This window comes from Sandarakinorhabdus sp. (genome assembly GCF_040398665.1).
Taxonomy (GTDB): domain Bacteria; phylum Pseudomonadota; class Alphaproteobacteria; order Sphingomonadales; family Sphingomonadaceae; genus Sandarakinorhabdus.
In genome coordinates this window covers 478,927-499,695 of sequence record NZ_JBBATQ010000001.1, presented here as the reverse complement: position 1 = coordinate 499,695, position 20,769 = coordinate 478,927, and the positions used below count along the sequence as shown (strand labels likewise).

At 66.9% G+C, this 20,769-nt stretch carries 18 protein-coding genes; 16 read left to right on the top strand and 2 right to left on the bottom strand.

Annotated elements, in window-relative coordinates:
* The first annotated feature begins 1 nt into the window (after position 1).
* The 10 genes from ABWP22_RS02375 (at position 2) to ABWP22_RS02330 (ending at position 12,593) form a co-directional block, all read left to right on the top strand.
* Positions 2-991, top strand: coding sequence for a type II secretion system F family protein (locus ABWP22_RS02375; protein WP_353198319.1), 990 nt, complete (start codon positions 2-4; stop codon positions 989-991).
* Positions 988-2,118, top strand: a complete 1,131-nt coding sequence (locus tag ABWP22_RS02370) for a tetratricopeptide repeat protein (RefSeq protein WP_353198318.1) — start codon at positions 988-990, stop codon at positions 2,116-2,118. Before ABWP22_RS02375 ends, ABWP22_RS02370 begins: the two co-directional genes overlap by 4 nt.
* The gene (locus tag ABWP22_RS02365) at positions 2,111-3,115 is read left to right on the top strand and encodes a tetratricopeptide repeat protein (protein WP_353198317.1); all 1,005 of its coding nucleotides are present in this window, start codon (positions 2,111-2,113) and stop codon (positions 3,113-3,115) included. Before ABWP22_RS02370 ends, ABWP22_RS02365 begins: the two co-directional genes overlap by 8 nt.
* A complete protein-coding gene (locus ABWP22_RS02360; protein ID WP_353198316.1) occupies positions 3,112-3,597 on the top strand; it encodes an A24 family peptidase in 486 nt (161 codons plus the stop codon). Before ABWP22_RS02365 ends, ABWP22_RS02360 begins: the two co-directional genes overlap by 4 nt.
* Before the next feature lie 198 nt (positions 3,598-3,795).
* Entirely contained in the window at positions 3,796-6,606 is a 2,811-nt protein-coding gene (locus ABWP22_RS02355; RefSeq protein ID WP_353198315.1) for a TonB-dependent receptor, read from the top strand.
* Between the two features lie 75 nt (positions 6,607-6,681).
* Complete coding sequence (locus ABWP22_RS02350; protein WP_353198314.1) at positions 6,682-8,166, top strand: CehA/McbA family metallohydrolase domain-containing protein; 1,485 nt, start codon at positions 6,682-6,684, stop codon at positions 8,164-8,166.
* Positions 8,163-9,197: a phytase gene (locus ABWP22_RS02345; protein ID WP_353198313.1), complete on the top strand. Its 1,035-nt coding sequence runs from the start codon at positions 8,163-8,165 to the stop codon at positions 9,195-9,197. The genes ABWP22_RS02350 and ABWP22_RS02345 overlap by 4 nt, the downstream gene beginning before the upstream one ends.
* A gap of 144 nt (positions 9,198-9,341) precedes the next feature.
* Positions 9,342-10,148 (top strand): enoyl-CoA hydratase/isomerase family protein, encoded by an 807-nt coding sequence (locus ABWP22_RS02340; protein WP_353198312.1) that lies wholly within the window; start codon positions 9,342-9,344, stop codon positions 10,146-10,148.
* Positions 10,145-11,326: an acyl-CoA dehydrogenase family protein gene (locus tag ABWP22_RS02335; RefSeq protein WP_353198311.1), complete on the top strand. Its 1,182-nt coding sequence runs from the start codon at positions 10,145-10,147 to the stop codon at positions 11,324-11,326. The genes ABWP22_RS02340 and ABWP22_RS02335 overlap by 4 nt, the downstream gene beginning before the upstream one ends.
* 79 nt (positions 11,327-11,405) lie before the next feature.
* A complete protein-coding gene (locus ABWP22_RS02330; protein ID WP_353198310.1) occupies positions 11,406-12,593 on the top strand; it encodes an acyl-CoA dehydrogenase family protein in 1,188 nt (395 codons plus the stop codon).
* On the opposite strand, the gene ABWP22_RS02325 is transcribed toward ABWP22_RS02330, so the two are convergent.
* A complete protein-coding gene (locus tag ABWP22_RS02325) occupies positions 12,588-13,187 on the bottom strand; it encodes a hypothetical protein (protein WP_353198309.1) in 600 nt (199 codons plus the stop codon). The genes ABWP22_RS02330 and ABWP22_RS02325 overlap by 6 nt on opposite strands.
* A gap of 168 nt (positions 13,188-13,355) precedes the next feature.
* Here ABWP22_RS02325 and serS point away from each other — a divergent pair, with 168 nt between their 5' ends.
* The 6 genes from serS to ABWP22_RS02295 are packed head-to-tail and all read left to right on the top strand — an operon-like array spanning position 13,356 to position 19,921.
* Positions 13,356-14,633: a serine--tRNA ligase gene (serS, locus tag ABWP22_RS02320; protein WP_353198308.1), complete on the top strand. Its 1,278-nt coding sequence runs from the start codon at positions 13,356-13,358 to the stop codon at positions 14,631-14,633.
* Positions 14,634-14,635: 2 nt separating this feature from the next.
* Positions 14,636-15,412, top strand: a complete 777-nt coding sequence (gene surE, locus ABWP22_RS02315) for a 5'/3'-nucleotidase SurE (protein ID WP_353198307.1) — start codon at positions 14,636-14,638, stop codon at positions 15,410-15,412.
* Entirely contained in the window at positions 15,412-16,314 is a 903-nt protein-coding gene (locus ABWP22_RS02310; RefSeq protein WP_353198306.1) for a peptidoglycan DD-metalloendopeptidase family protein, read from the top strand. The genes surE and ABWP22_RS02310 overlap by 1 nt, the downstream gene beginning before the upstream one ends.
* A gap of 60 nt (positions 16,315-16,374) precedes the next feature.
* Positions 16,375-17,703, top strand: coding sequence for a 30S ribosomal protein S12 methylthiotransferase RimO (rimO, locus tag ABWP22_RS02305; protein WP_353198305.1), 1,329 nt, complete (start codon positions 16,375-16,377; stop codon positions 17,701-17,703).
* Positions 17,700-19,088 carry a leucyl aminopeptidase family protein gene (locus tag ABWP22_RS02300; RefSeq protein WP_353198304.1) on the top strand — a complete coding sequence of 463 codons (1,389 nt, stop codon included), beginning with the start codon at positions 17,700-17,702 and terminating at the stop codon, positions 19,086-19,088. Before rimO ends, ABWP22_RS02300 begins: the two co-directional genes overlap by 4 nt.
* Positions 19,085-19,921, top strand: coding sequence for a C40 family peptidase (locus ABWP22_RS02295; protein WP_353198303.1), 837 nt, complete (start codon positions 19,085-19,087; stop codon positions 19,919-19,921). The genes ABWP22_RS02300 and ABWP22_RS02295 overlap by 4 nt, the downstream gene beginning before the upstream one ends.
* 31 nt (positions 19,922-19,952) lie before the next feature.
* On the opposite strand, the gene ABWP22_RS02290 is transcribed toward ABWP22_RS02295, so the two are convergent.
* Positions 19,953-20,744: a class I SAM-dependent methyltransferase gene (locus tag ABWP22_RS02290; protein ID WP_353198302.1), complete on the bottom strand. Its 792-nt coding sequence runs from the start codon at positions 20,742-20,744 to the stop codon at positions 19,953-19,955.
* Positions 20,745-20,769: the final 25 nt, after the last annotated feature.

The window sequence follows — 20,769 nt, the reverse complement described above, 5'->3', positions numbered from 1 at the left end:
GATGATCGGTGGTGACCTCGTCAACTGGATCGTGCTCGGCCTGGTGTTTGCCGCGGTCGTGCTGGTGGTGATGGCCCTGGCGCCGCTGGTGCTGGGCCGCACCGACATCAAGGCGCGGCTGGCAGCGCAAGGCGGCGGCGCCGTCAGCAACGCCGGGCCCGGCAGCATCCGCAACGATCATGCCACAGGCGTGTGGGCAAGGCTCGTGCTGGAAGTGGAGCGGCGCGGCATGAGCCTGACCGATTCCACATCAGACAAGCTCGCCGAAAAACTGGCGTTGGCCGGCTTCGACCAGGGCTATGCCCCGCGCGCCTTCACCCTGGCGCGTGCCACGGGCACGTTGGTCCTGCCATCGCTGTTGCTGCTGGTGTTTGCCGCATCCGGCAACTGGCCGAACCCCGGCAAGCTGTACGTCATGGTGATCGTCGCGGCGCTGGCTGGCCTGTATCTGCCGGGCATCGTCATTTCCTCGCGGGCCGAAAACCGCGCCAAGGAAATCCTCAACGGCTTTCCCGACACGCTCGATCTGATGCTGGTCTGCCTGGAAGCCGGGCTGGGCATCGATGCCGCGTTCAACCGCGTCGGATCCGAAGTCACCACGTCGCACCCGCTGCTGGCGCGGCTGTTTGCGCAGGTCAGCCTGGAACTGCGCGCCGGGCGCAGCCGCGAAGTGGCGCTGCGCATGCTGGCGCGCAAAAGCGGCGTGGCGGAAATCACCGCGTTCACCACCCTGATCATCCAGTCCGACCGGCTGGGCGCATCGGTGGCGACGGCGCTGCGCATCTATGCCGCCGAAATGCGCGAGCAGCGCCGCATGCGCGCCGAGGAAAAGGCGCACCGCATCCCGGTGCTGCTGTCGATCCCGCTGGTCTGTTTCATGTTGCCGGTCATGGTTGCCGTGCTGATGCTGCCGGCCGCGATCGGCATGAAAAAACAGATGGCCAAGGCCGATGAACTGAAGAACGCCCGGGCAACGGCGCAGGCGCAATGACGGCGGCGACGGGCCTTGTGCTGGCACTGGCCATCGCCGCCCCGGCGGCGGCGCGCGGCGAGCACATGCAGCCGCGCACCACCGGGTTGCCGGCCAGCGCCATCGCCGTGGGGCAGACCAGCGCCGGGGCGCTTGATGATGGCCGCCTGGCGCTGGCCGGCGGCAATCCGGCGCAGGCAATTTCGGCATTTCGCATCGCCCTGGCACAGGCGCCGCAATCGGTGGCGGCCTTGAATGGCCTTGCCATTGCCTATGATCGGCTGGGCCGCAGTGATCTGGCCCGCCAGCATTTCGAAATGGCGCTGGCCCTGGTACCGGGCGCGGCCGACATTGCCTATAATCTCGGCCTGGCGCTGGTGCGTGCGGGCATGGATCGCGCCGCCATCCCGCACCTGCAACGCGCCGCCATGGGGAACGATGCCCGCGCTGCGGCGGCCGCCCGCCGCACCCTGGCCCAGGTGGCGGCCCGACTGACAACGCCGCCGGCGCCGATCGTGCCGCTGCCTGCGGCACCAACGTTGGCGACGGCCGGATCGCGGATCGACATGGCCAGCAGCGGCGAAGCCGTGCTGGTGCTCGCCCCTGCGATCCCGTCCCCGCCGGCTGCGCCCCATCCGAACCCGATGCCCCAGGCACCAATGCGCCTGGCGGCCGTGGAACCGGCACTCGCCGCCCGGTTGGGCGAAGCGGCGGTATTGACCATCCCGCTTGCGCCGCCACCCCAAGCCCCAGCCGAAGCGTCCACATCCGCCGCGCCCGCGCCAAGCCCGGAACCACGCCGGGTCGCCAGCCGGACGCCGGCACCTGCCGCGCCTGCGCTGTCTGAACGGCTGCCGCCCAGACATGGGCCGCCTGAACAGCCCGCGCCAGCCTTGCCGGCCATCCTGCCCGCGCTGGCCCAGGCGTCGCCGCCGCGTCTGCCGGCCATCGCGGCCCAGTCGTTGCGCGGATGGCGGGAGGCTGCGTTTGGCCGGCTGTTGATGGCCGGACGCCGCAAAACGCCCAGGCCCGCGCCGTTTCCAGAGCAATTGCCGGCGCAATTGCCTGGCGACAGAACGGTGTTGATCCGGCAAGCCATCGCACGGCTGGAGATTCTGGTGGCCCTGATCGAGGTGCGGCATGGCTGAGGCGGATGATCTGACGCCCGGCATGGCCGAGGCCATGGTCGAAGCGATGGTGGAGCCGCCGGCACCCGCCGCGCCGACCGGATTGATGCGACAGTTCCATCGCATTGCCTTCGTGGTGCTGCTCGCTGCGCTGGTGGTGGCGTTGGTGTCGCCGGCGTGGGCCGCCCGCCGGCCGCCGCAGCCCGATCCGGCTGCTGCACTCGCCGCCGCATCGGCGCCGCCGGGGCCACAAGCCCTGGCCATGCTGGATGCCGCCATTGCCGAAGGGCGCATGGATGATGCGCGCAGCCTGATCGCCCGGATGTGGGCGAGCGGCGCCCCGGAGGTCGCCTTGCGCGCCGCCGAACTGGCGCTGGCGTCGGGATCGCTGCCCGAAGCCGCCGAAGGCTTTTCGTCGCTTGCCACCGGGCCATTGGCCAATCCGGCACTGCAGGGCCCGGCGCTGCAAGGCCTGGGGATCACCCGTCTGAAACAGGGCCGCATCGCCGAGGCGGCAACGGCGCTCGACCAGGCGGTGGCGGTGGATGCCGGCCTGGCGCGCGCCTGGAATGCCCGCGCCGTGATTGCCGATCGTCAGCGCGATTGGGCGACTGCCGATGCTGCCTATGCGCGCGCCATTGCCGCGCAGCCCGGCGAGGCCGCGTGGCTGGCCAATCGCGGCTGGTCGCATCTGCTGCGCGGCCATCATGTCGCCGCCGAACAGGATCTGGTGGCGGCGCTGGCGCTGAAAGCCGATCTGGTGCCGGCGCGCACCAACCTGGCGTTGGCGCGAGCCATGCAGGGCCGCTATCAGGATGCGTTCCGCCAATCCGACAAGAAGACGCTGGCGGCCGATCTCAACACCGTTGGCTATGCCGCCATGGCGCGCGGCGACCTCAGCGTGGCCGAGGCCTATTTCAACCGCGCGCTCAGCCTCAATCCCCAGTTCGACCGTGCGGCCTGGGCCAATCTGCAATATCTGGTGGCGTTGAAGGGCGAAGGCGGAAGAACGCAATGAACCTGGCAGACATCGGCCTGCTGCTGATGGCGCTGGCGGTGCTGGCCGCAGCCGGCTTCGATCTGTGGCGCTTTGAAATTCCGGACACGCTCACCATCCTGATCATCGCTGGTGCCATGTTGTTCGGGCTGGGCACGCCGGCGTTCGATTGGGCGCGGCATGCCGCGGCCGGTGGCATCTGCTTTGCCTTCGGCTTGCTGGCCTTCACGCGCGGCTGGCTGGGCGGCGGCGATGTGAAGATCATGACCGGCTGTGCCTGCTGGGCCACGCTGGGCACACTTGTCGAACAGGCCGTGCTGATCGCGCTGGCGGGCGGCGTGCTGGCGCTGGTGCTGTTCTTGTTGCGCCGCTCGCTGGCATTGGCCGGCGTGACCGGCGACAACGCGCCGCGGCTGATCCGGGTCGGCGCCGATCTGCCCTATGCGGTGGGCATCGCCGGCGGCATGGCGGTGTGGGCGATGCGGCATTTGCCTTTGTTCTGAAGGCGGATGGCCGGTTGGGCCGGCGCAGCGCATTTCAATCCGTTGACCAAAACCTGTGGCCCGGCAGCCACATCGGATGCCGCATGGCGCCGCGCAACAAATATGTCATGGGAAAGCAACACGGTCGTCACCTGAGCCGCATACGGCCCAGCGCGTTTACCCAAGCGATCGGGCTTGGGGTTCGGGGGACATTCACGCATGATCCGCGTCATTTCGCATCGCACTGCCTTTCGCATCGCCCTGCTCACTAGCCTGGCAGCCACCCCGACCATGGTTGCGGCGCAGGCCGTCGCCGAGGCTGCAGCCGATGCTGCCCCCGCCGCGTCCGACGAGGAAATCATCGTCACCGGCAGCCGCCCGATCCGCGAATCGGAACGCGCCGCCTTGCGGGTGCAGAAGAACAGCGATCAACTGGTCAGCGTGCTGTCGTCCGACTCGGTCGGCCGCCTGCCCGATCAGAACATCGCCCAGGCCGTCAGCCGTCTGCCCGGTGTGGCTGTGCAGCGCGACCAGGGTCAGGCCCGTTATGTCAACCTGCGGGGTTCGCCGCTGAACTGGACGACCCTGTCGTTCGACGGCATCAACGTCATCTCGCCGGAAGGCCGCGATGCGCGCTTTGACTCGATCCCGTCGGCCATCGCCACCCAGGTGATCGTGCGCAAGGCGGTCACGCCCGACATGACCGCCGAAACCATCGCCGGCAACATCAACATCATCACGCGCTCGGCATTTGACTACAAGGGCCTGCACATCGCGGCACGCGGTGGCATCGGCTATGTCGATCTGGGCGGCGGCAAGGAATATGAAGCCACCGGCGTGATTTCCGATCGCTGGGAAACCGGCATCGGCGAGATCGGCGCGGTGGTTTCGGGCAGCTTCTATCAGCGCACGATGGCCACCGACAACATCGAAACCGATTGGGAAACCGTCAGTCGCGACCAGCGCCCGGTCGGCGTCAACGAAGACCCCAACGGCCTGATCAACGTTGGCGGCACCAACCGCCGCGTGTGGGCACGTGAAACCGAAAACAAGCTGTATCGCCTGACCCGCCGCAACTACAGCGTGTCCGGCAAGCTCGAGTGGGCGCCGGACAGCGACAACAAGCTGTTTGTCACCTCGATCTACTCGGCCTTCACCGACAACGAGCTGCGCAGCAATTTCATCTTCGATCTGGATGACCGCGAATCCGCCACGCCCAACGCGGCCACCGCCTGCGCCAACAATCTGCTGGCTCCCAACACCACCGGCTATGCCGATGCCTGCGTGAATACGCCCTACAAGGGCACCGTTTATGGCGTGGACATCAACGCCAACGTGTTGAGCCGCGAGTTTCTGCAATCGGTGTTCATCAACACCATCGGCGGTGATCACAAGTTCGGCGGGTGGACCGTCAGCTGGCGCGGCAACTATACCCAGTCCAAGGATGATCGCAGCTTCCCGGCGCAGTTGAACTATGAAAGCCCGGGGTTCGGCACCAACGGTGCCACCGCCACCGGCCGCCCGACGGTGTTCTATGATCTGACCAACCCGCAGAACCAGGTGGTGGAACTGTACCGCACGCTGCGCGCCGCCGATGGCACGCTGTCACGCGGTGATCGTGTGCAGTCCATCACGGATTTCGCAGCGCCGCTCAACCGGATTCGCGCTTTGCAGGCGGTGGACACCACCAACGCCTACACCGGCCGCATCGACGTCAGCCGCGAAACCAGCCTGTTCGGCAACACCAAGTTCAGTGTTGGCCTGCAATACGACAACCGCGTCAAGGAAGTTGACGAGAGCCTGCTCGATATCAACAACAACTCGACGTTCAACGGCAACAATATCTTCAACGCCGCTGGCGTGCCTACCACTTTGCAGGGGGTGGCTGTCCCTGGCAATTACATCGGCCAACTTCCGCTGGGCTACACCTTCCCCTATCATGGCAAGCAGAACATCATCGGTGTCGTGAAGCAGGTGGAACCCTTTGCGACTTACACGTTCCAGAACGCCAACTATTACAAGGTGCGTGAAGAAGTCTTGTCCGGCTATGCGATGGCCGTCACGAAGGTTGATTGGGGCAGCATCGTTTATGGTGCGCGCTTCGAACAGGTGAACAACCAGGCCACCGCGTTCCGCGCGGTTGCTTCGGGCGGCCAGCCCACCTTGCTGAACACCATCGATCGCAGCTTCACCCAGGTGTACCCCAGCCTGCACTTCAACTGGAACGCCACCGACGACATGAAGGTGCGCCTGTCGTTCAACACCGGCGCGGCGCGGCCGGATTATCCGGTGCTGCGCCCGAACTTCACCTTCAACGATGCCAACCAGACGATTTCGGGCGGCAACCCCGATGCCACCCCGGAAAAAACCCGCGGTGTCGATCTCTACTGGGAATATTATCCCAGCCGCGGCGGCTTCTTCTCGGTCGGCGCCTTCTACAAGGACGTGCGTGACGTGCTGTTCGACTTCACCCGCCAGTTCGGGTCGGACGCGCTGGATTTTGGCGGCATCGACCGTTCGGGCTATGTCTTCTCAACCGAACTGAACGGCGGCAAGGGCAAGATCTATGGCTTTGAAGCCGCTGCCCAATTGCAGCTCGACAATTTCCTGAGCGACGACAGCTGGATCGGTGGCTTCGGCATCCAGACCAACGTGACGGTCAACCGCGGCAGCGCCACCACGCCGGGCGGCGACAAGGTGCGCTTCCCCGGCACGTCCGACTTCGTGCTGAACGTCGGGCCCTATTATGAGAAGTACGGCTTCTCGGCGCGCGTGTCCTACCAGTATCGTTCGAGCTGGATCGATGGCCTGGGTGATGCTGCGTCGGCGGGTGGCGATTTCTATTGGGCCCAGGATGGCGAGCTCGATGTGTCGGCGCGCTATGCCATCACCAAGAACCTCGAAGTCTACGCCGATCTGTCGAACCTGATCAACGGCCCTGGTCGGCGCTTCGTCGGCACCGACCGTCGCAGCATCGAGCGGGAAACCTTCGGCCGGCGCTACACCGGCGGCGTGCGCATGAACTTCTGATCGGCGCGATCGCTTTACTGACCTGCTGGCGGCGCCTTGACCCAAGGCGCCGCCAGTTTTTTAAGGAGACCATCCATGCGTTTCGCCACCCGTGCCACCATCTCCGCCCTGCTGGCGGTGCCGGCGTTCGCCCATGGCAATCACGGCGGGCTGGCCGCGCAATATCAGAACAAGCCGACCGCCGGGGCCATCCCCGCGCCCGGCCGGCAATGGCTGCCCGGCGATCACCATATCCATTCGCAATACAGCGCCGATTACGAAGCCAATCCGGCCAGCCCGCAGACCGCGCCGATCCCGCTGATCGGCAAGGACGGCCGCTATTCGATCGTCAAGAACGCCGAAATGGCCCGCCAGTTCGGCCTGCGCTGGATGGTCAGTACCGATCATGGCGGGCCGAACCACAGCAAGCTGAATTACGAACAGGCCTGGCCGGAAGTGAACCAGGCGCGGGCTGCCGTGCCGGAAATGCTGATCTTCTATGGCATGGAATTCGATACCCCGGCCGGCGATCACTCCAGCCTGATCATCCCGTTCACCGGCGATGAGCGCGAACAATTGCGCAGCATCGAATCCGGCTTTTCCAAGCGTGAGCCGTGGCCGGCGGACAAGGCCTGGGACACGGAAGGCCGCATGATCGACGCGCTGAAACTGATGCGCGACCAGAAGGCGCCGCCGGTGCTGATCGCCAACCACCCCAGCCGCTCGGCACAAGCGCCCTATGCCTGGGGCCTGTACACGCCGGCCGAGTTCCGCAACTGGAACGACACCGCGCCGCGTGTCGCCATCGGCATGGAAGGCGCGCCAGGCCACCAGGCCGGCGCGATCAAGGCGGATGGCAGCCCCGATCCCACCGGCGACCGCGGCGGCTATGGCCGGGCGCCGACCCTTGGCGGGTTCGATCAAATGACGGCGACGCTGGGCGGCTTCTGGGATTCGATGCTGGCCGAAGGCCGGCGCTGGTTCATCACCGCCACGTCGGACAGCCATGCCAACTGGCGCGACGGCGGCAATGATTTCTGGCCCGGCGAATATGCCAAGACCTATGTGCAGGCCCGCGCTGAGCACGCCGATATCGTCGATGGCCTGCGGTCGGGCCGCATCTTTGTCACCACCGGCGATCTGGTATCGGAAGTGGATATCATCGCCAGCAGTGGCGGCAAGCAGGCCGGCATCGGTGGCACGCTGACCGTGCGCAAGGGCCAGACGGTGGCGGTGACCATCCGCCTGCGCGATCCCGCCGCTGCCAATGCCGGTGGCCGCACGCCCAGCCTGGCGCGCGTCGATCTGATCACCGGGCCTGTTGCCGGACCAGCAGTGAACCGCAGCACCGACCGCGCGCCGGAAACCCGCGTTGCGCAGCGCTTCACCGCCAGCGAATGGCAGCGCAATGGCGAAATCATCACCATGACCGCCAGCCTGCCCGCCGTCACCGGGCCGCTGTACCTGCGTGTGCGCGGCACCAGCACCGCCGATCTGGAACCCGGCACCGATCCCAAGGGCGAAAATCCCTGGGATGATCTGTGGTTCTATGCCAATCCGATATTCGTGAGCGTCAAATGAGAATCAGCCTGCTGTGCGGTCTGGCGTTTGGCCTGTTGCTCGCCGCCTGCGCGCCGCCGGCCGTGGTGCCCGGCGTGCCGACCGCCAGCGTCACTGCCGATGCCGAAACCGTGGCGGTGCGCAACAGCGATGATGCCGCCGATGATCCGGCGATCTGGCGCAACGCCGCCAATCCCGCCGCCAGCCTGATCGTGGGGACGGACAAGCAAGCCGGGCTTTATGTCTATGATCTGGCCGGCAAGGTCCGCGATTTCCGCGATGCGGGGCGGGTCAACAATGTCGATCTGGTCGAAACGCCGGCCGGCGTGATCGTGGCGGCCAGCGACCGCAGCGATGAGGCCAACGCCCATATTGCGCTGTTCCGGCTCGATACCGCCACGGCGCGACTGGTTCCACTCGGCCGCGTGCCGGCGGGGAGCGGCGAAGCCTATGGCATGTGCCTGTGGGCGACGCCCGGTGCGCTGACCGCCTTCATCGTCATCAAGGATGGCACCATCCGCCAGATCGCGCTGGACACGGCAAACGTCAGCGGGCGCATCGTCCGCACCCTGAAGCTCGCCACCCAATCCGAAGGTTGCGTTGTCGATCCGCGCACCGCCCGGCTCTATGTCGCCGAAGAGGATGTCGGCATCTGGCGTTGGGATGCGCGCGCCGGTGGCAGCACGAAGCCGGTGAAGCTGGCCGGCGTGGACGGCAAGCGGCTGGTGGCCGATGTCGAAGGCCTGGCGATTGCCGCGGATGGGGCGGCAAACGGTGGCTGGCTGGTGGCGTCTTCGCAGGGCGACAACGCCTATGCCGTCTATCGCCTCGCCGATGAGCACTATATCGGCCGCTTCCGCATGATCGACGGCGTGGTCGGCGGCACCCAGGAAACCGATGGCATCGCGGTGATGACCGGCGATTTCGGGCCAGGTTTCAACGGGGGCTTTGCCGGCGGGCTCATGGTTGCGCAGGACGGCGAGAATGTGCCGACCCAGAATTTCAAGCTTGTCGGCTGGGGCAAGGTGACGACGGCGCTGAAGCTGCGCTGAGGCCCACTCCCAGCCCCTCTTGGCTGCGGGAGGGGAGCAGAAGGTCGGCTCCCCTCCCGCTTGCGGGAGGGGCTGGGGGTGGGCGGTTGACCGGGATGCCACCCTGCTTCACGCTCTCGTCAGGATCATCGGGAGAGACGCGCCATGGCGCTCGACGGATATAAACGCTTCAGCTTCACGCGTGGCCAGTTCGGCCATGAACGCGTGCTCACCGCCACCATCACCGGCAACAATCCGGTGAACGGTGTCGATGAACAGATGCACCATGAACTGGCGCGGGTGTTCACCGATCTTCAGCACGACAAGGACAGCGACATCATCGTGCTGACCGGTGCCGGCCGCGCCTTTTGCGCCGGTGGCGATTTCGATTGGTTCGAGGAACAGATCGCCAATCCGGCGCAGTTCCGCGACATCGGCTGGGATGCCAAGCGCATCGTCACGTCGTTGCTCGACATTGAAAAGCCGGTGATCTGCCGGATGAACGGCGCTGCCGCCGGGCTGGGCGCCACCATCGCCCTGCTGTGCGACATCATCGTCGCCGACGAACAGGCCGTGATCGGCGATCCGCATGTGAAGGTTGGGCTGGTCGCCGGCGATGGCGGCGCGGTGATCTGGCCACAACTGATCGGCTATGCCCGCGCCAAGGAATTTCTGATGACCGGCGATCTGATCAAGGCGCCGCGCGCCGAGGCGATGGGCCTGATCAACTACAGCGTGCCCACCGATCAACTGGATGCCAAGGTCAGCGAACTGGTCGGCAAGTTGATGGGTAACCCGCGCTTTGCGGTGCGCTGGTCGAAGGTGGTGGCCAATCAACCGCTGCGCGTGCTGGCGCAGCAATTGATGGATGCCTCCATCCCGTATGAGACCTTGTCCAATCTCGCCGCCGATCGCGCCGAAGCCGTGCGCGCCTTCCGCGAACGCCGCGCGCCGAAGCTCACCGGCGAATGAGCGCCCCCGCCCTGCCGCCGGTGACCTTCATCGATGAGCCCGAACATGTCGGCTATTTGCGCGACTCCATCCGCAAGTTCGTCGCCGCGCACGCGCCGCGCGAGGCGCGCATCCAGTGGGACCGCGACCATCGCTGGCCACGCGATGTCTATGCCGAGCTGAACAAGCTGGGCCTGACCGCGCTGACCGTTCCCGAAGCCTATGGCGGTGTCGGGCAGGATCTGGTTGCCGCCATCGCGGTGATCGAGGAGCTGGCGCAGGTGGGCCCATGCCTCGCGGGGCCGTTCATCCACACGGCCTTTTATGGCGGCATGAATCTGTCGGAGAACGGCAGCGCCGAGCAGAAAGCCGAATTTCTGCCACGCCTGGCGCGCGGCGAACTCTTTTTCGCCTATGGCCTGTCCGAACCCGACGTGGGCGGCGATCTCGCCAGCGTCACCACCCGCGCGCGGCTGGAGGGCGACGAGGTGGTGATCGACGGCGCCAAGCGCTGGTGCACCGGGGCGGACTGGTGCCATTATATCTACACGCTGGTGCGTTCCGGCCCTGCCGAGGATCGCTATCGCAACCTGTCCTTCGTGCTGATCCCCACCGATGCGCCGGGCGTGCGCATGCAGGATATCCACCACAGCAACCTGCGCTACACCGCCAGCCAGGATGTCTATTTCGATGGCGTGCGCGTGCCGGCGGCCAATATCGTCGGCGGGCCGGCGATGTGGAACCAGGGCTGGAAGTTGCTGGCGGGCCGCGCGCTGGATGTGGAGAAGCTGGAAATCACGGCGGTGGCCTTCGGCATCATGCGTGCTGCGCTCGATGAGGCGTGGGATTATGCCCAAAGTCGTGTGCAGTTCGGCAAGGCGATCAGCCAGCATCAGGCGGTGCGGCACAAGCTTGTCGTGGCGCGCACCAAATTGCAGGCGGCGCGGCACATGCTCTATCACGCTGCCTGGCTGGCCAACGAAGGCCGGCCGTGCAGCACCGAAACCAGCATGGCGAAATTGTTCGTCGCCGATGTCGGCGTGGAGATCGCACTGGCCTGCCAGCAGGTGATGGGTGCCTATGCACTGTCTGACGCCTTCGACATGGAGCGCCACGTGCGCGATCTGCTCGGCATGCCGATCGTGGGGGGATCGTCCGACATGCAGAAGAACAATCTCGCGGGATTGTGGAAATTGTGAACCAGTCTCCCCTCCCGCTTGCGGGAGGGGCCCGGGGTGGGGTGTGGCATAAAGGCAAACTTGAAAATTGAAGGTGTCCATGACGGAACAACCCACCCCCAGCCCCTCCCGCGAGCGGGAGGGGCGCAGTTTGGCACCCGCTGCCCTGCTGGCCACCATCGCCACGCGCGCGCCTGATACCGAAGCGGCCCGCCGCCTGCCCGCCGATCTCGCCGCCGAACTGGCGCAGGCCGGCCTGTTCCGCATGTTGGTGCCGCGCGCGCTCGGCGGCAGCGAAACCGATGTCGCCACCATGTTTGCCACGCTGGAAACGCTGGGCCGCGCCGATGCCGCCACCGGCTGGTGCGTGATGATCGGCGGCACCACCGCGCTGCTGTCGGCCTGGCTGCCCGACGAACATGCCCGCACCATCTGGGCCGATCCGCACGTGATCACCGGCGGCGTGTTCGCGCCGATGGGCAAGGCTGCGGTGGACGGCGATGACTATGTGGTCAGTGGGCGCTGGCCCTGGGCATCGGGCAGCGCCAATTGCAGCTGGCTGCTCGGCGGCGCGCTGATCCTGGAGGATGGCAAGCCGCGCCGGCTGGCGAACGGCGCGCCTGACCACCGCATGATGGTGATGCGCCGCGCGGATGTCGAACTGATCGACACCTGGGATGCGCTGGGCATGCGCGGCACCGGTTCGGGCGACATGGCCGCGCGCGACGTGCGCGTGCCGCAGGATCGCAGCGCCTCGTTTTTCACCGACACGCCGCGCCATGATGGCCCGCTCTATCGCTTTGCGCCGTTCGGGCTGCTGGCGCTGGGCATCGCGGCGGTGGCCAGCGGCAATGCGCTGGGCGCGCTCGATGATCTGAAAGCACTGGCCAGCGCCAAGAAGGGCCAGGGATCAAGCCGCAGCCTGGCCGAGCGCAGCGTGGTGCAGGCGGATTTCGCCGTGGCGCAGGCCGATCTCGATGCCGCACGCGCCCTGGTCCATTCCGAGGTCGCCAGCGCCTGGGCGACAGTGCTGGCCGGCGACCCGCTGGATCTGCCGACCCGCGCCCGGCTGCGCCTCGCGGCCACAAGGCTCACGCAAGTTTCCGCGCGCGTGGCGGCGAAAATGCATGAGCTGGCCGGCGGCAGCTCGGTCTATGCCAGCCACCCGCTGAACCGCCGCTTTCGCGACGCGCATGTCGCCACGCAGCATGTCATGGTCGCGCCGCCCACGCTGGAACTGGCCGGGCGCGTGCTGCTCGGCCTGGAAACCGACGCCATGCTGCTATAGCCGGTTGCGTGCGAACCGCATCTGCACGGTCACCGGCCCGGCCGGGACATCGGTTAGGGTGCTGGCAAAGGCGAGGGATTGGCCTGCTGCAATCGTCGCGGCGGGTGGCTGGATCGTCCAGTCACGCACCGCAAGTCCGCCGGCCATCAGGCTGGCGTTCAGGGGCGGCACGGCGACCGTGGCGCGGCCGGGATTGGCAATGCGGCCGGTCACTTCCAGGATGGCGCCGCCGCCCGGCAGCCGCGTGACCCGGGCGGAAACATTGACGTCCAGCCGCGACGGCGGCGGCGCGACACGCGCCAGCACATCGCCCACGCCCGGCAGCGCTTCAGGCGCGATGCGGCCGATCCACAGCCCGACCGAGGCGGTGGTGAAGGCGGTGCCCAGCACCATCGCCAGCAGCCATTTGCCCCAGCGAATCTGCCCCGCATCAGGCTGCGCCATCATGTTCGGCGGCTGCGGCGACGGCGGCGGTGGATTGCGGGCGGCGCGGACCTCCTCCTGCACGGCGGCGACGGCTTCATCCTCGTCAATCTCTTCGTCCGGCACCCAGCGCAGGCCGCAATCGGCGCATTTCAGCTTTGGACGGCGCATGACCACGTCGATCGCCAGCCGATATCTGGCGGTGCATTGGGGGCAGGTGACGATCACGTGGCCACCATAGGCCAAAGCCGCGCCAATACGGAAGCGCCGGCTTGCAGGCGCGCTTGAACACAAACCGCCGACTTGCAGGCGGCGTGCCGGCAGGGCAAAGGCTGCGACATGCACGACATCAAATATCTGCGCGCTGATCCGGATGGCTTTGCGGCGGCCCTGGCCCGGCGCGGGGTGAGCGATGCCGCTGGCGCCTTGCTGGCCGCCGACACGGCGTGGCGCGCGGCCGAAACCGCCCTGCAGGAGGCGCTGGCCCGCCGCAACGCGGTATCCAAGGACATCGGCGCCGCGATGGCCGCCAAGGACAGCGTGCGCGCCGACGCGCTGAAAGCCGAAGTGGCGGCCTTGAAGGACCAGACCGTCGGGCTGGAGGAGGCTGCGCGCGCCGCCGCAGCGGTCGCCGAAGCCGGTTTGACGTCGCTGCCCAATCTGCCGACCGCCGATGTGCCCGACGGCGTGGACGCGCATGACAATGTTGAGGTGCTGCGCTGGGGTGCCCTGCGCGCCTTCGATTTCCCGCCGCTGGAACATGATATTGTGGCCGCCAAGCTGGGCTATGATCCCGAAGCCGCAGCCCGCGTGGCGGGCGCGCGCTTTGCCGTGCTGAAAGGCCCGCTCGCCCGGCTGCAGCGCGCGCTCGGCCAATACATGATCGACGTGCAGACGGGACGGAACGGCTTTCAGGAGACGTTCACCCCCTATCTGGTCAAACCCGAAGCCGCCTTCGGCACCGGCAACTTGCCGAAGTTCGCTGATGATCTGTTCCAGACCACCGACGGCCGCTACCTGATCCCCACCGCCGAAATGAGCCTGACCAATCTGGTCGCCGGCCAGATCGTCGATGCCGCCGATCTGCCGATCCGCATGACCGCGCTGACCCCCTGTTTCCGCAGCGAGGCGGGCAGCGCCGGGCGCGACACGCGCGGCCTGATCCGCCAGCACCAGTTCGAAAAATGCGAACTGGTGACGATCTGCACGCCCGAGCAGGCCGAGGCCGAGCATGAACATATGCTGGCCAGCGCCGAAGCGATCCTGCAGGCGCTCGACTTGCCCTATCGCCGCATGCTGCTCTGCGCTGGCGACATGGGCTTTTCGGCGCGGAAAACCTATGATCTGGAAGTCTGGTTGCCCGGCCAGGGCGCGTACCGGGAAATTTCCTCGATCTCCGATTGTGGCCAGTTCCAGGGCCGCCGCATGGACGCGCGCTGGAAAGTGGCTGGCGAGAAAGGCTCGCGCGGCCCGGTCAACACCTTGAACGGCAGCGGGCTGGCGGTTGGCCGCACCTTGGTGGCGGTGATCGAAAATTATCAGCAGGCCGATGGCAGTGTCATCATTCCCGCCGTGCTGCTGCCCTACATGGCCGGCATCACCCGGCTGGAGCCCTGAACATGCGCATATTGGTTACAAACGATGACGGCATCAATGCGCCGGGCCTGGTGGCGCTGGAAGCCATTGCCGCCGAATTGTCCGATGATGTGTGGGTGGTGGCCCCGGCCGAGGAACAGTCCGGCGCCGGGCACAGCCTGACGCTGAGCCAGCCGGTGCGGCTGCGCGAAATCTCCCCGCGGCGCTTTGCGGTGCGCGGCACGCCCACCGATTGCGTCATGCTGGCGCTGGGCGCGGTGCTGGCGGATCACAAGCCCGATCTGATCCTGTCCGGCGTCAATCGCGGCGGCAATCTCGCCGAAGATGTCACCTACAGCGGCACGGTCTCGGCGGCGATGGAGGGCTGTCTGGCCGGCATAAGATCGATCGCGCTGAGCCAGGTGATGATGGATTACACCGCCGGCATGGAGGATTTTTCCACCGCCGCCGCGCACGGTGCCGGCATCATCCGCCGCATCATTGATACCGAATGGCCGGACGGTGTGCTGATCAACATCAATTTCCCGCCGGTGCTGGCGAGCGATGTGGCCGGCGTGCGGGTGACCGAGCAGGGCTTCCGCGATTATGGCAATATCCATCTGGTGAAGCGCATCGATCCGCGCGGCTTTCCCTATTATTGGCATGGTTTCGGCAAGGAAAAGCCGGCGCCGGGCCACGAAACCGATCTGAAGGCCATGCACGAAGCCTGCATCTCGGTGACGCCGCTGCATCTGGACATGACGCATTACCAGTCCCTGGCCCGGTTGAAGGCCGCATTGGCGGATCTGGCGGAAGGCTGATGCGCGCCCGCAACGCCCCGGCCTTGCTGTTGGCGGCGCTGCTGGTGCTGGCGGGCTGTTCGGGCGGTGAGCGGGCGCCGCCGCTGCGCGCCAGCATCGGGAGCCCGGCTCCGGCCGCCCCGGCACCGCGCCCCGCCCCGCCCCGCACAGATTGGGTGGCGCGCAAGGTGGTGCCGGGCGCCGTGGTGACGGCGCAGGGGCGGGTTCACATCGTCAAGCCGGGCGAGACCGGCATTGCCATCGCGCGCGCCTATGGCGTGCCATGGCGCGAGGTGGTCACGCTCAATCGCCTGAACGAGCCTTATGTGATCGCGGTCGGCCAGCGCTTGTTGCTGCCCGCCGCGGCCGCTGCGCCCAGGCCAGCCGTCACTCTGGAGGAGCGCGCCCGCGCCTTCACCATCACCATCGATGATGTGGTGACCGGCGGCCAGCCCGCCACGGCCAGGCCGGCGCGACCGGCACCTGCCTCTGCACCCACCACGGTCGACCAGCCCATGCCGCTGCCCGCCGTCACCGGCGGTGCCCCGGCGTTCCGCTGGCCGTTGCCGGGGCGGATCATCTCCGGCTTTGGGCCCAAGGCCGGCGGGCGGTTCAATGATGGCGTCAATCTGAAGGCCAGCCCCGGTGAGCCGGTGCGCGCCGCGGGTGATGGCGTCGTTGCCTATGCCGGCGATGCGATTGCCGGTTTCGGGCAGTTGGTGCTGGTGAAGCATGCCGGCGGCTGGGTGTCGGCCTATGGCCACAACGAAGCCTTGCTGGTGGCGCGCGGCGCGCGCGTGAAGGCCGGCGAAGTCATCGCCCGCGCCGGCCAGACCGGCGCCGTGGCGGAACCGCAATTGCATTTCGAATTGCGCCGCGGTCGCGCGCCGGTTGATCCGGCCAGGCTGATCGGTGGGCGCTGAGTTGCCACATTCGGTGCGCGCCTCTTGCATCGCGCCGGATTCCGGTTCATCCGCCGCGCGATGAACGAAAGCCTCGCTACGGCGCCGCGCGTCGGCATGGTGTCGTTGGGTTGTCCCAAGGCGCTGGTCGATTCCGAACGCATCCTCACCCAGTTGCGCAGCGATGGCTATGCGCTGTCGGGGGACTATGCCGGCGCCGATGTGGTGATCGTCAACACCTGCGGATTCCTCGATTCGGCCAAGGCCGAAAGCCTGGAAGCGATCGGTGAAGCCATCGCCGAGAACGGCCGGGTGATCGTGACCGGCTGCATGGGCCATGAAGCCGACGCCATCCGCGCCCGTTTCCCGGCAGTGCTCGCCGTCACCGGGCCGCAGCAATATGATCAGGTGGTCAGCGCCGTGCACGATGCGGCACCGCCCGTCCGCTCCGCCTATATCGATCTGGTGCCCGATGCCGGCCTGAAGCTGACGCCGCGCCATTATGGCTACATCAAGATTTCCGAAGGCTGCAACCACACATGCGCCTTCTGCATCATCCCCGATCTGCGTGGGCGCCTGGTCAGCCGCCCGCCAGCGGCCATCGTCCGTGAAGCTGCCGCGCTGGTGAAGAACGGCGCAAAAGAGCTGCTGGTGATCAGTCAGGACACCTCGGCCTATGGTGTCGATCTGAAACATACCACGTCGGCGCTGGGCGGGGTGGAGCGGCGCGCGCACATCACCGATCTGGCGCGCGCGCTGGGCAGTCTCGGCGCCTGGGTGCGGCTGCACTATGTTTATCCCTATCCGCACGTCGATGATCTGGTGCCGCTGATGGTGCAGGGTTTGGTGCTGCCCTATCTCGACATCCCGTTCCAGCATGCCGCGCCCGCCGTGCTGAAGGCGATGAAGCGCCCGGCCAACGAAGCCAAGGTGCTGGAACGCATTGCCAAATGGCGCGGCCTGGTGCCTGATCTGGCCATCCGCTCCACCTTCATCGTCGGCTTCCCCGGCGAGACGGAAGACGATTTCCAATATCTGCTCGATTGGTTGCAGCACGCGCAGATCGATCGCGCCGGCTGTTTCAAATATGAAGCGGTGGACGGCGCGCGGGCCAATGCGCTGCCGGGCGCCGTGCCGGAAGCGATAAAGGAAGAGCGCTGGCACCGCTTCATGGCCGTGCAGGCCGCCATTTCCGAAGCGCGGCTGGCGCAGAAGATCGGCCGCACCATCGACGTGCTGATCGACGAAGTCGACGATGAAGGCGGCGCATCGGGCCGCAGCAAATATGACGCGCCGGAAATCGACGGCATGGTGCACCTGCGCGATTGCGGCGGCGTGGCCCCCGGCGACATCATCGCCGCCACGATCGAGGATGCCGACGAGACCGATTTGTTCGGGGTACCGGCATGACGGATTTTGCCGCGCTGATCCTGGCCGCCGATGGCCAGCCGGCGGTGCCGCTGATCCCGCTGTCCACCGCCAGCCTGCCCGCGTGGCTGGCCGGCCAGGGCGAGCGGGTGCGCACCGGTGTGGCGGCGCAAGGCTTCAAGGGCGCGCCAGATACGGTGGCGATGATTGCCGGCGATGGCCCGGCCGATTGGCTGGTGCTGGCCGGGGTGCCGGAAGGGCCGCTGCGGGCACCGTTGGGCCCTTGGGCACTGGCGGCAGCCGCGCAGAAATTGCCGGGCGGCCGTTATGCGCTGGCGGGTGAACTGGGCCAGGCCGGGCTGGGCTGGGCGCTGGCGCAGCATCGCTTCACCCGTTATCGCCGCGCCGAACCATCTGCCCCGCGCGTGCTGACCACCACCAGTCTGGCCGCGATCAGTGGCGCCGTGATCGAGGCCGATGCGGTGGCCCTGGTGCGCGACCTGATCGACACGCCGGCGTGTGACCTGACGCCGGCCGATCTGGCACAGGCGGTGATCGACGTGGCGCGGCCCGTTGGTGCGGACGTGCGGGTGGTCACCGGCGAGGCGTTGCTGTCGGAGAATTTCCCCGCCATCCACGCCGTCGGTCGCGCTGCCACCGCCGCGCCGCGCCTGATCGAGCTGCATTGGGGTGATCCGGCGCACCCGCGCCTCGCCCTCATCGGCAAGGGCGTCACCTTCGATTCGGGCGGTCTGAACATCAAGCCGGGCAACGGCATGGCGCACATGAAGAAGGACATGGGCGGCGCGGCGCATGCGCTGGCGCTGGCGCGGTTGGTGATGCAGGCCAATTTGCGCGTCCGCCTGCATCTGGTGATCCCGGCCGCCGAAAATGCCATTTCCGGCAATGCGCTGCGGCCCGGCGACGTGATTGCGACGCGTGCCGGCAAGACGGTGGAGATCACCAACACCGATGCCGAAGGCCGGCTGGTGCTGTGCGATGCCATCGCGCTGGCGGCCGAGCAGAATCCGGCACTGATCATCGATTTCGCCACGCTCACCGGCGCGGCGCGGGTGGCGCTGGGGCCGCAATTGCCGGCGATGTTCGCCAATGATGATGCCCTGGCCAGCGAATATCTTGCCGCTGGCGCCAGCGTTGGCGATCCGCTGTGGCGGTTGCCGCTGTGGGCCCCCTATCACGACATGCTGAAATCCGAGGTGGCAGACATGGTCAACAGTGCCGAGGGCGGTTTTGCCGGGGCGATCACCGCCGCCTTGTTTCTGGAACGCTTCGTGCCGGCCGGTGTGCCATGGCTGCATCTCGATACCTTCGCCTGGACCCCGTCGGCCAAGCCTGGCCGGCCCAAGGGCGGCGAGGCGCTGGGCCTGCGTGCGGCCTGGGCCATGCTGCGGAGCCGCTTCGCATGAGCTGGGTACTCAAAGGGCCAGCGCAGCGCTTCGAGCCGCGCGAATGGTTCGCCGGGCCGGAGCATGTCGAACTGGCACTGGCCGGCGATGTTGCTTCGATGCGTTTCATCGAACCGCGCCAACTGGTCTGCACGGCGCCGCGGGTGATGCTGCGCGCCGCGCCGGGCGCGCAGGCTGAATCGGCAAGCGAGCTGCTGCTGGGCGAGATGTTCGAGATTGTTGATGTGAAGGATGGCTTTGCCCTGGGGCGTTGCGGCCATGATCGCTACATCGGCTGGGCACCGTTCAACGCGCTGGCGCTGCCAGGCGCGCCGGCGACGCATCGCATCACCGCCCGGCGCGCACCGCTGTTTGCCGATGCGGACATCAAGGCGGCCGTGCTTGCGGAACTGCCGTATGGCGCCCGCCTGTCCGGCCAGATCGACGGCGATTTCCTCGGCGTCGATGGCGGCGGCTTCGTGCACCGCCGGCATGTGGAAAGCCCGCCGCTGGGCCGCTTCGCAGCGGCCGCATTGTTCATGGGCGCGCCCTATCTTTGGGGCGGGCGCACGCCTGACGGCGTCGATTGCTCCGGCCTGGTCCAGGCGGTGATGGCGGCGGAAGGCATCAGCCTGCGCCGCGACACCGATCTGCAGCTTGAACAAGGCGAGAAGCTGACCTTCGCCGCCCGCGCAGCCGGCGATCTGGTCTATTTCCCCGGCCATGTCGGGCTGCTGCTGGATGGCGATCTTCTGTGCCACGCCAATGCCCACTGGATGGCGGTGGTCACCGAGCCGCTGCGCGATGTGATCGCGCGGGGCAGCGAAGTGATCGGGGTCCTGCGGTTCCGCTAACCCCTCTGCCCTTGCGGGAGAGGGGATCAGGTTACGGTTTCACGAACTTCAGGGTCATGCGGTCGCTTTCGCCGATGGCGGCGTATTTGGCGCGATCGACATCGCCCTTTTGAAAGGTGGGCGGCAGGGTCCACACACCGTCCGGATAATCCTTGCTATCCTTGGGGTTGGCGTTGATTTCCGACGATCCCGCCAGCTTGAAGCCGGCCTTTTCCGCCAGCATCGTCACATAGCTGACCTTCATGTAGCCGCTTTTCTTCATGTCGGCGTCATTGCGCGCTTCGGGCAGGCGATGTTCGACGACGCCCAGCGTGCCGCCCTTCTTCAGCGCCTTGAAGAAGGCATTGAAGGCTTCCTGATCCCAGCCGCCCATGTGCCAATTGTGCACATTGCGGAAGGTCAGCACGACATCGGCGCTGCCCGGCGCCACGATGTCGGCAACGCCTTTGCCGAAGGTGCCGATGGCAATATCGCCATGGATTGCCTTGTCGGCAAATTTCGCCTTGAACGCCTCGACGCCCTTGGCGGCATTCACCGACGCCAGCGGGTTGGCAAGGCCGGCGACATAGAGGCCATTGCCCTTCAGGCCCGGGGCAAGGATTTCGGTGTACCAGCCGCCGCCGGGTGATACTTCCACCACGGTCTGGCCGGGCTTCACCCCGAAGAAGGCCAGAGTCTGGGCTGGGTGGCGATAGGTGTCGCGGGCCTTGTTCTCGGCGCTGCGCCACGGGCCGGCGATGGCCGCATCGAACGGGGCGGCGATGGCCGGCGCCGAAATGGCGGCGACCGCAAGGGCCGTGGCAAGCGTGATGGTACGGATCATGATACGTCTCCCCTTGGATGTGAAC

Excerpts from the sequence above, each read along its gene's own strand:
- ABWP22_RS02375 (WP_353198319.1), top strand. The coding sequence starts at position 2 with ATGATCGGTGGTGACCTCGTCAACTGGATCGTGCTCGGCCTGGTGTTT.
- ABWP22_RS02335 (WP_353198311.1), top strand. The coding sequence starts at position 10,145 with ATGAGCGCCCCCGCCCTGCCGCCGGTGACCTTCATCGATGAGCCCGAA.
- ABWP22_RS02330 (WP_353198310.1), top strand. The coding sequence starts at position 11,406 with ATGACGGAACAACCCACCCCCAGCCCCTCCCGCGAGCGGGAGGGGCGC.
- ABWP22_RS02310 (WP_353198306.1), top strand. The coding sequence starts at position 15,412 with ATGCGCGCCCGCAACGCCCCGGCCTTGCTGTTGGCGGCGCTGCTGGTG.
- surE (WP_353198307.1), top strand. The coding sequence starts at position 14,636 with ATGCGCATATTGGTTACAAACGATGACGGCATCAATGCGCCGGGCCTG.
- ABWP22_RS02300 (WP_353198304.1), top strand. The coding sequence starts at position 17,700 with ATGACGGATTTTGCCGCGCTGATCCTGGCCGCCGATGGCCAGCCGGCG.
- ABWP22_RS02350 (WP_353198314.1), top strand. The coding sequence starts at position 6,682 with ATGCGTTTCGCCACCCGTGCCACCATCTCCGCCCTGCTGGCGGTGCCG.
- ABWP22_RS02340 (WP_353198312.1), top strand. The coding sequence starts at position 9,342 with ATGGCGCTCGACGGATATAAACGCTTCAGCTTCACGCGTGGCCAGTTC.
- ABWP22_RS02355 (WP_353198315.1), top strand. The coding sequence starts at position 3,796 with ATGATCCGCGTCATTTCGCATCGCACTGCCTTTCGCATCGCCCTGCTC.
- rimO (WP_353198305.1), top strand. The coding sequence starts at position 16,375 with ATGAACGAAAGCCTCGCTACGGCGCCGCGCGTCGGCATGGTGTCGTTG.
- ABWP22_RS02290 (WP_353198302.1), bottom strand. The coding sequence starts at position 20,744 with ATGATCCGTACCATCACGCTTGCCACGGCCCTTGCGGTCGCCGCCATT.
- ABWP22_RS02360 (WP_353198316.1), top strand. The coding sequence starts at position 3,112 with ATGAACCTGGCAGACATCGGCCTGCTGCTGATGGCGCTGGCGGTGCTG.
- serS (WP_353198308.1), top strand. The coding sequence starts at position 13,356 with ATGCACGACATCAAATATCTGCGCGCTGATCCGGATGGCTTTGCGGCG.
- ABWP22_RS02345 (WP_353198313.1), top strand. The coding sequence starts at position 8,163 with ATGAGAATCAGCCTGCTGTGCGGTCTGGCGTTTGGCCTGTTGCTCGCC.
- ABWP22_RS02325 (WP_353198309.1), bottom strand. The coding sequence starts at position 13,187 with ATGCGCCGTCCAAAGCTGAAATGCGCCGATTGCGGCCTGCGCTGGGTG.
- ABWP22_RS02370 (WP_353198318.1), top strand. The coding sequence starts at position 988 with ATGACGGCGGCGACGGGCCTTGTGCTGGCACTGGCCATCGCCGCCCCG.
- ABWP22_RS02295 (WP_353198303.1), top strand. The coding sequence starts at position 19,085 with ATGAGCTGGGTACTCAAAGGGCCAGCGCAGCGCTTCGAGCCGCGCGAA.
- ABWP22_RS02365 (WP_353198317.1), top strand. The coding sequence starts at position 2,111 with ATGGCTGAGGCGGATGATCTGACGCCCGGCATGGCCGAGGCCATGGTC.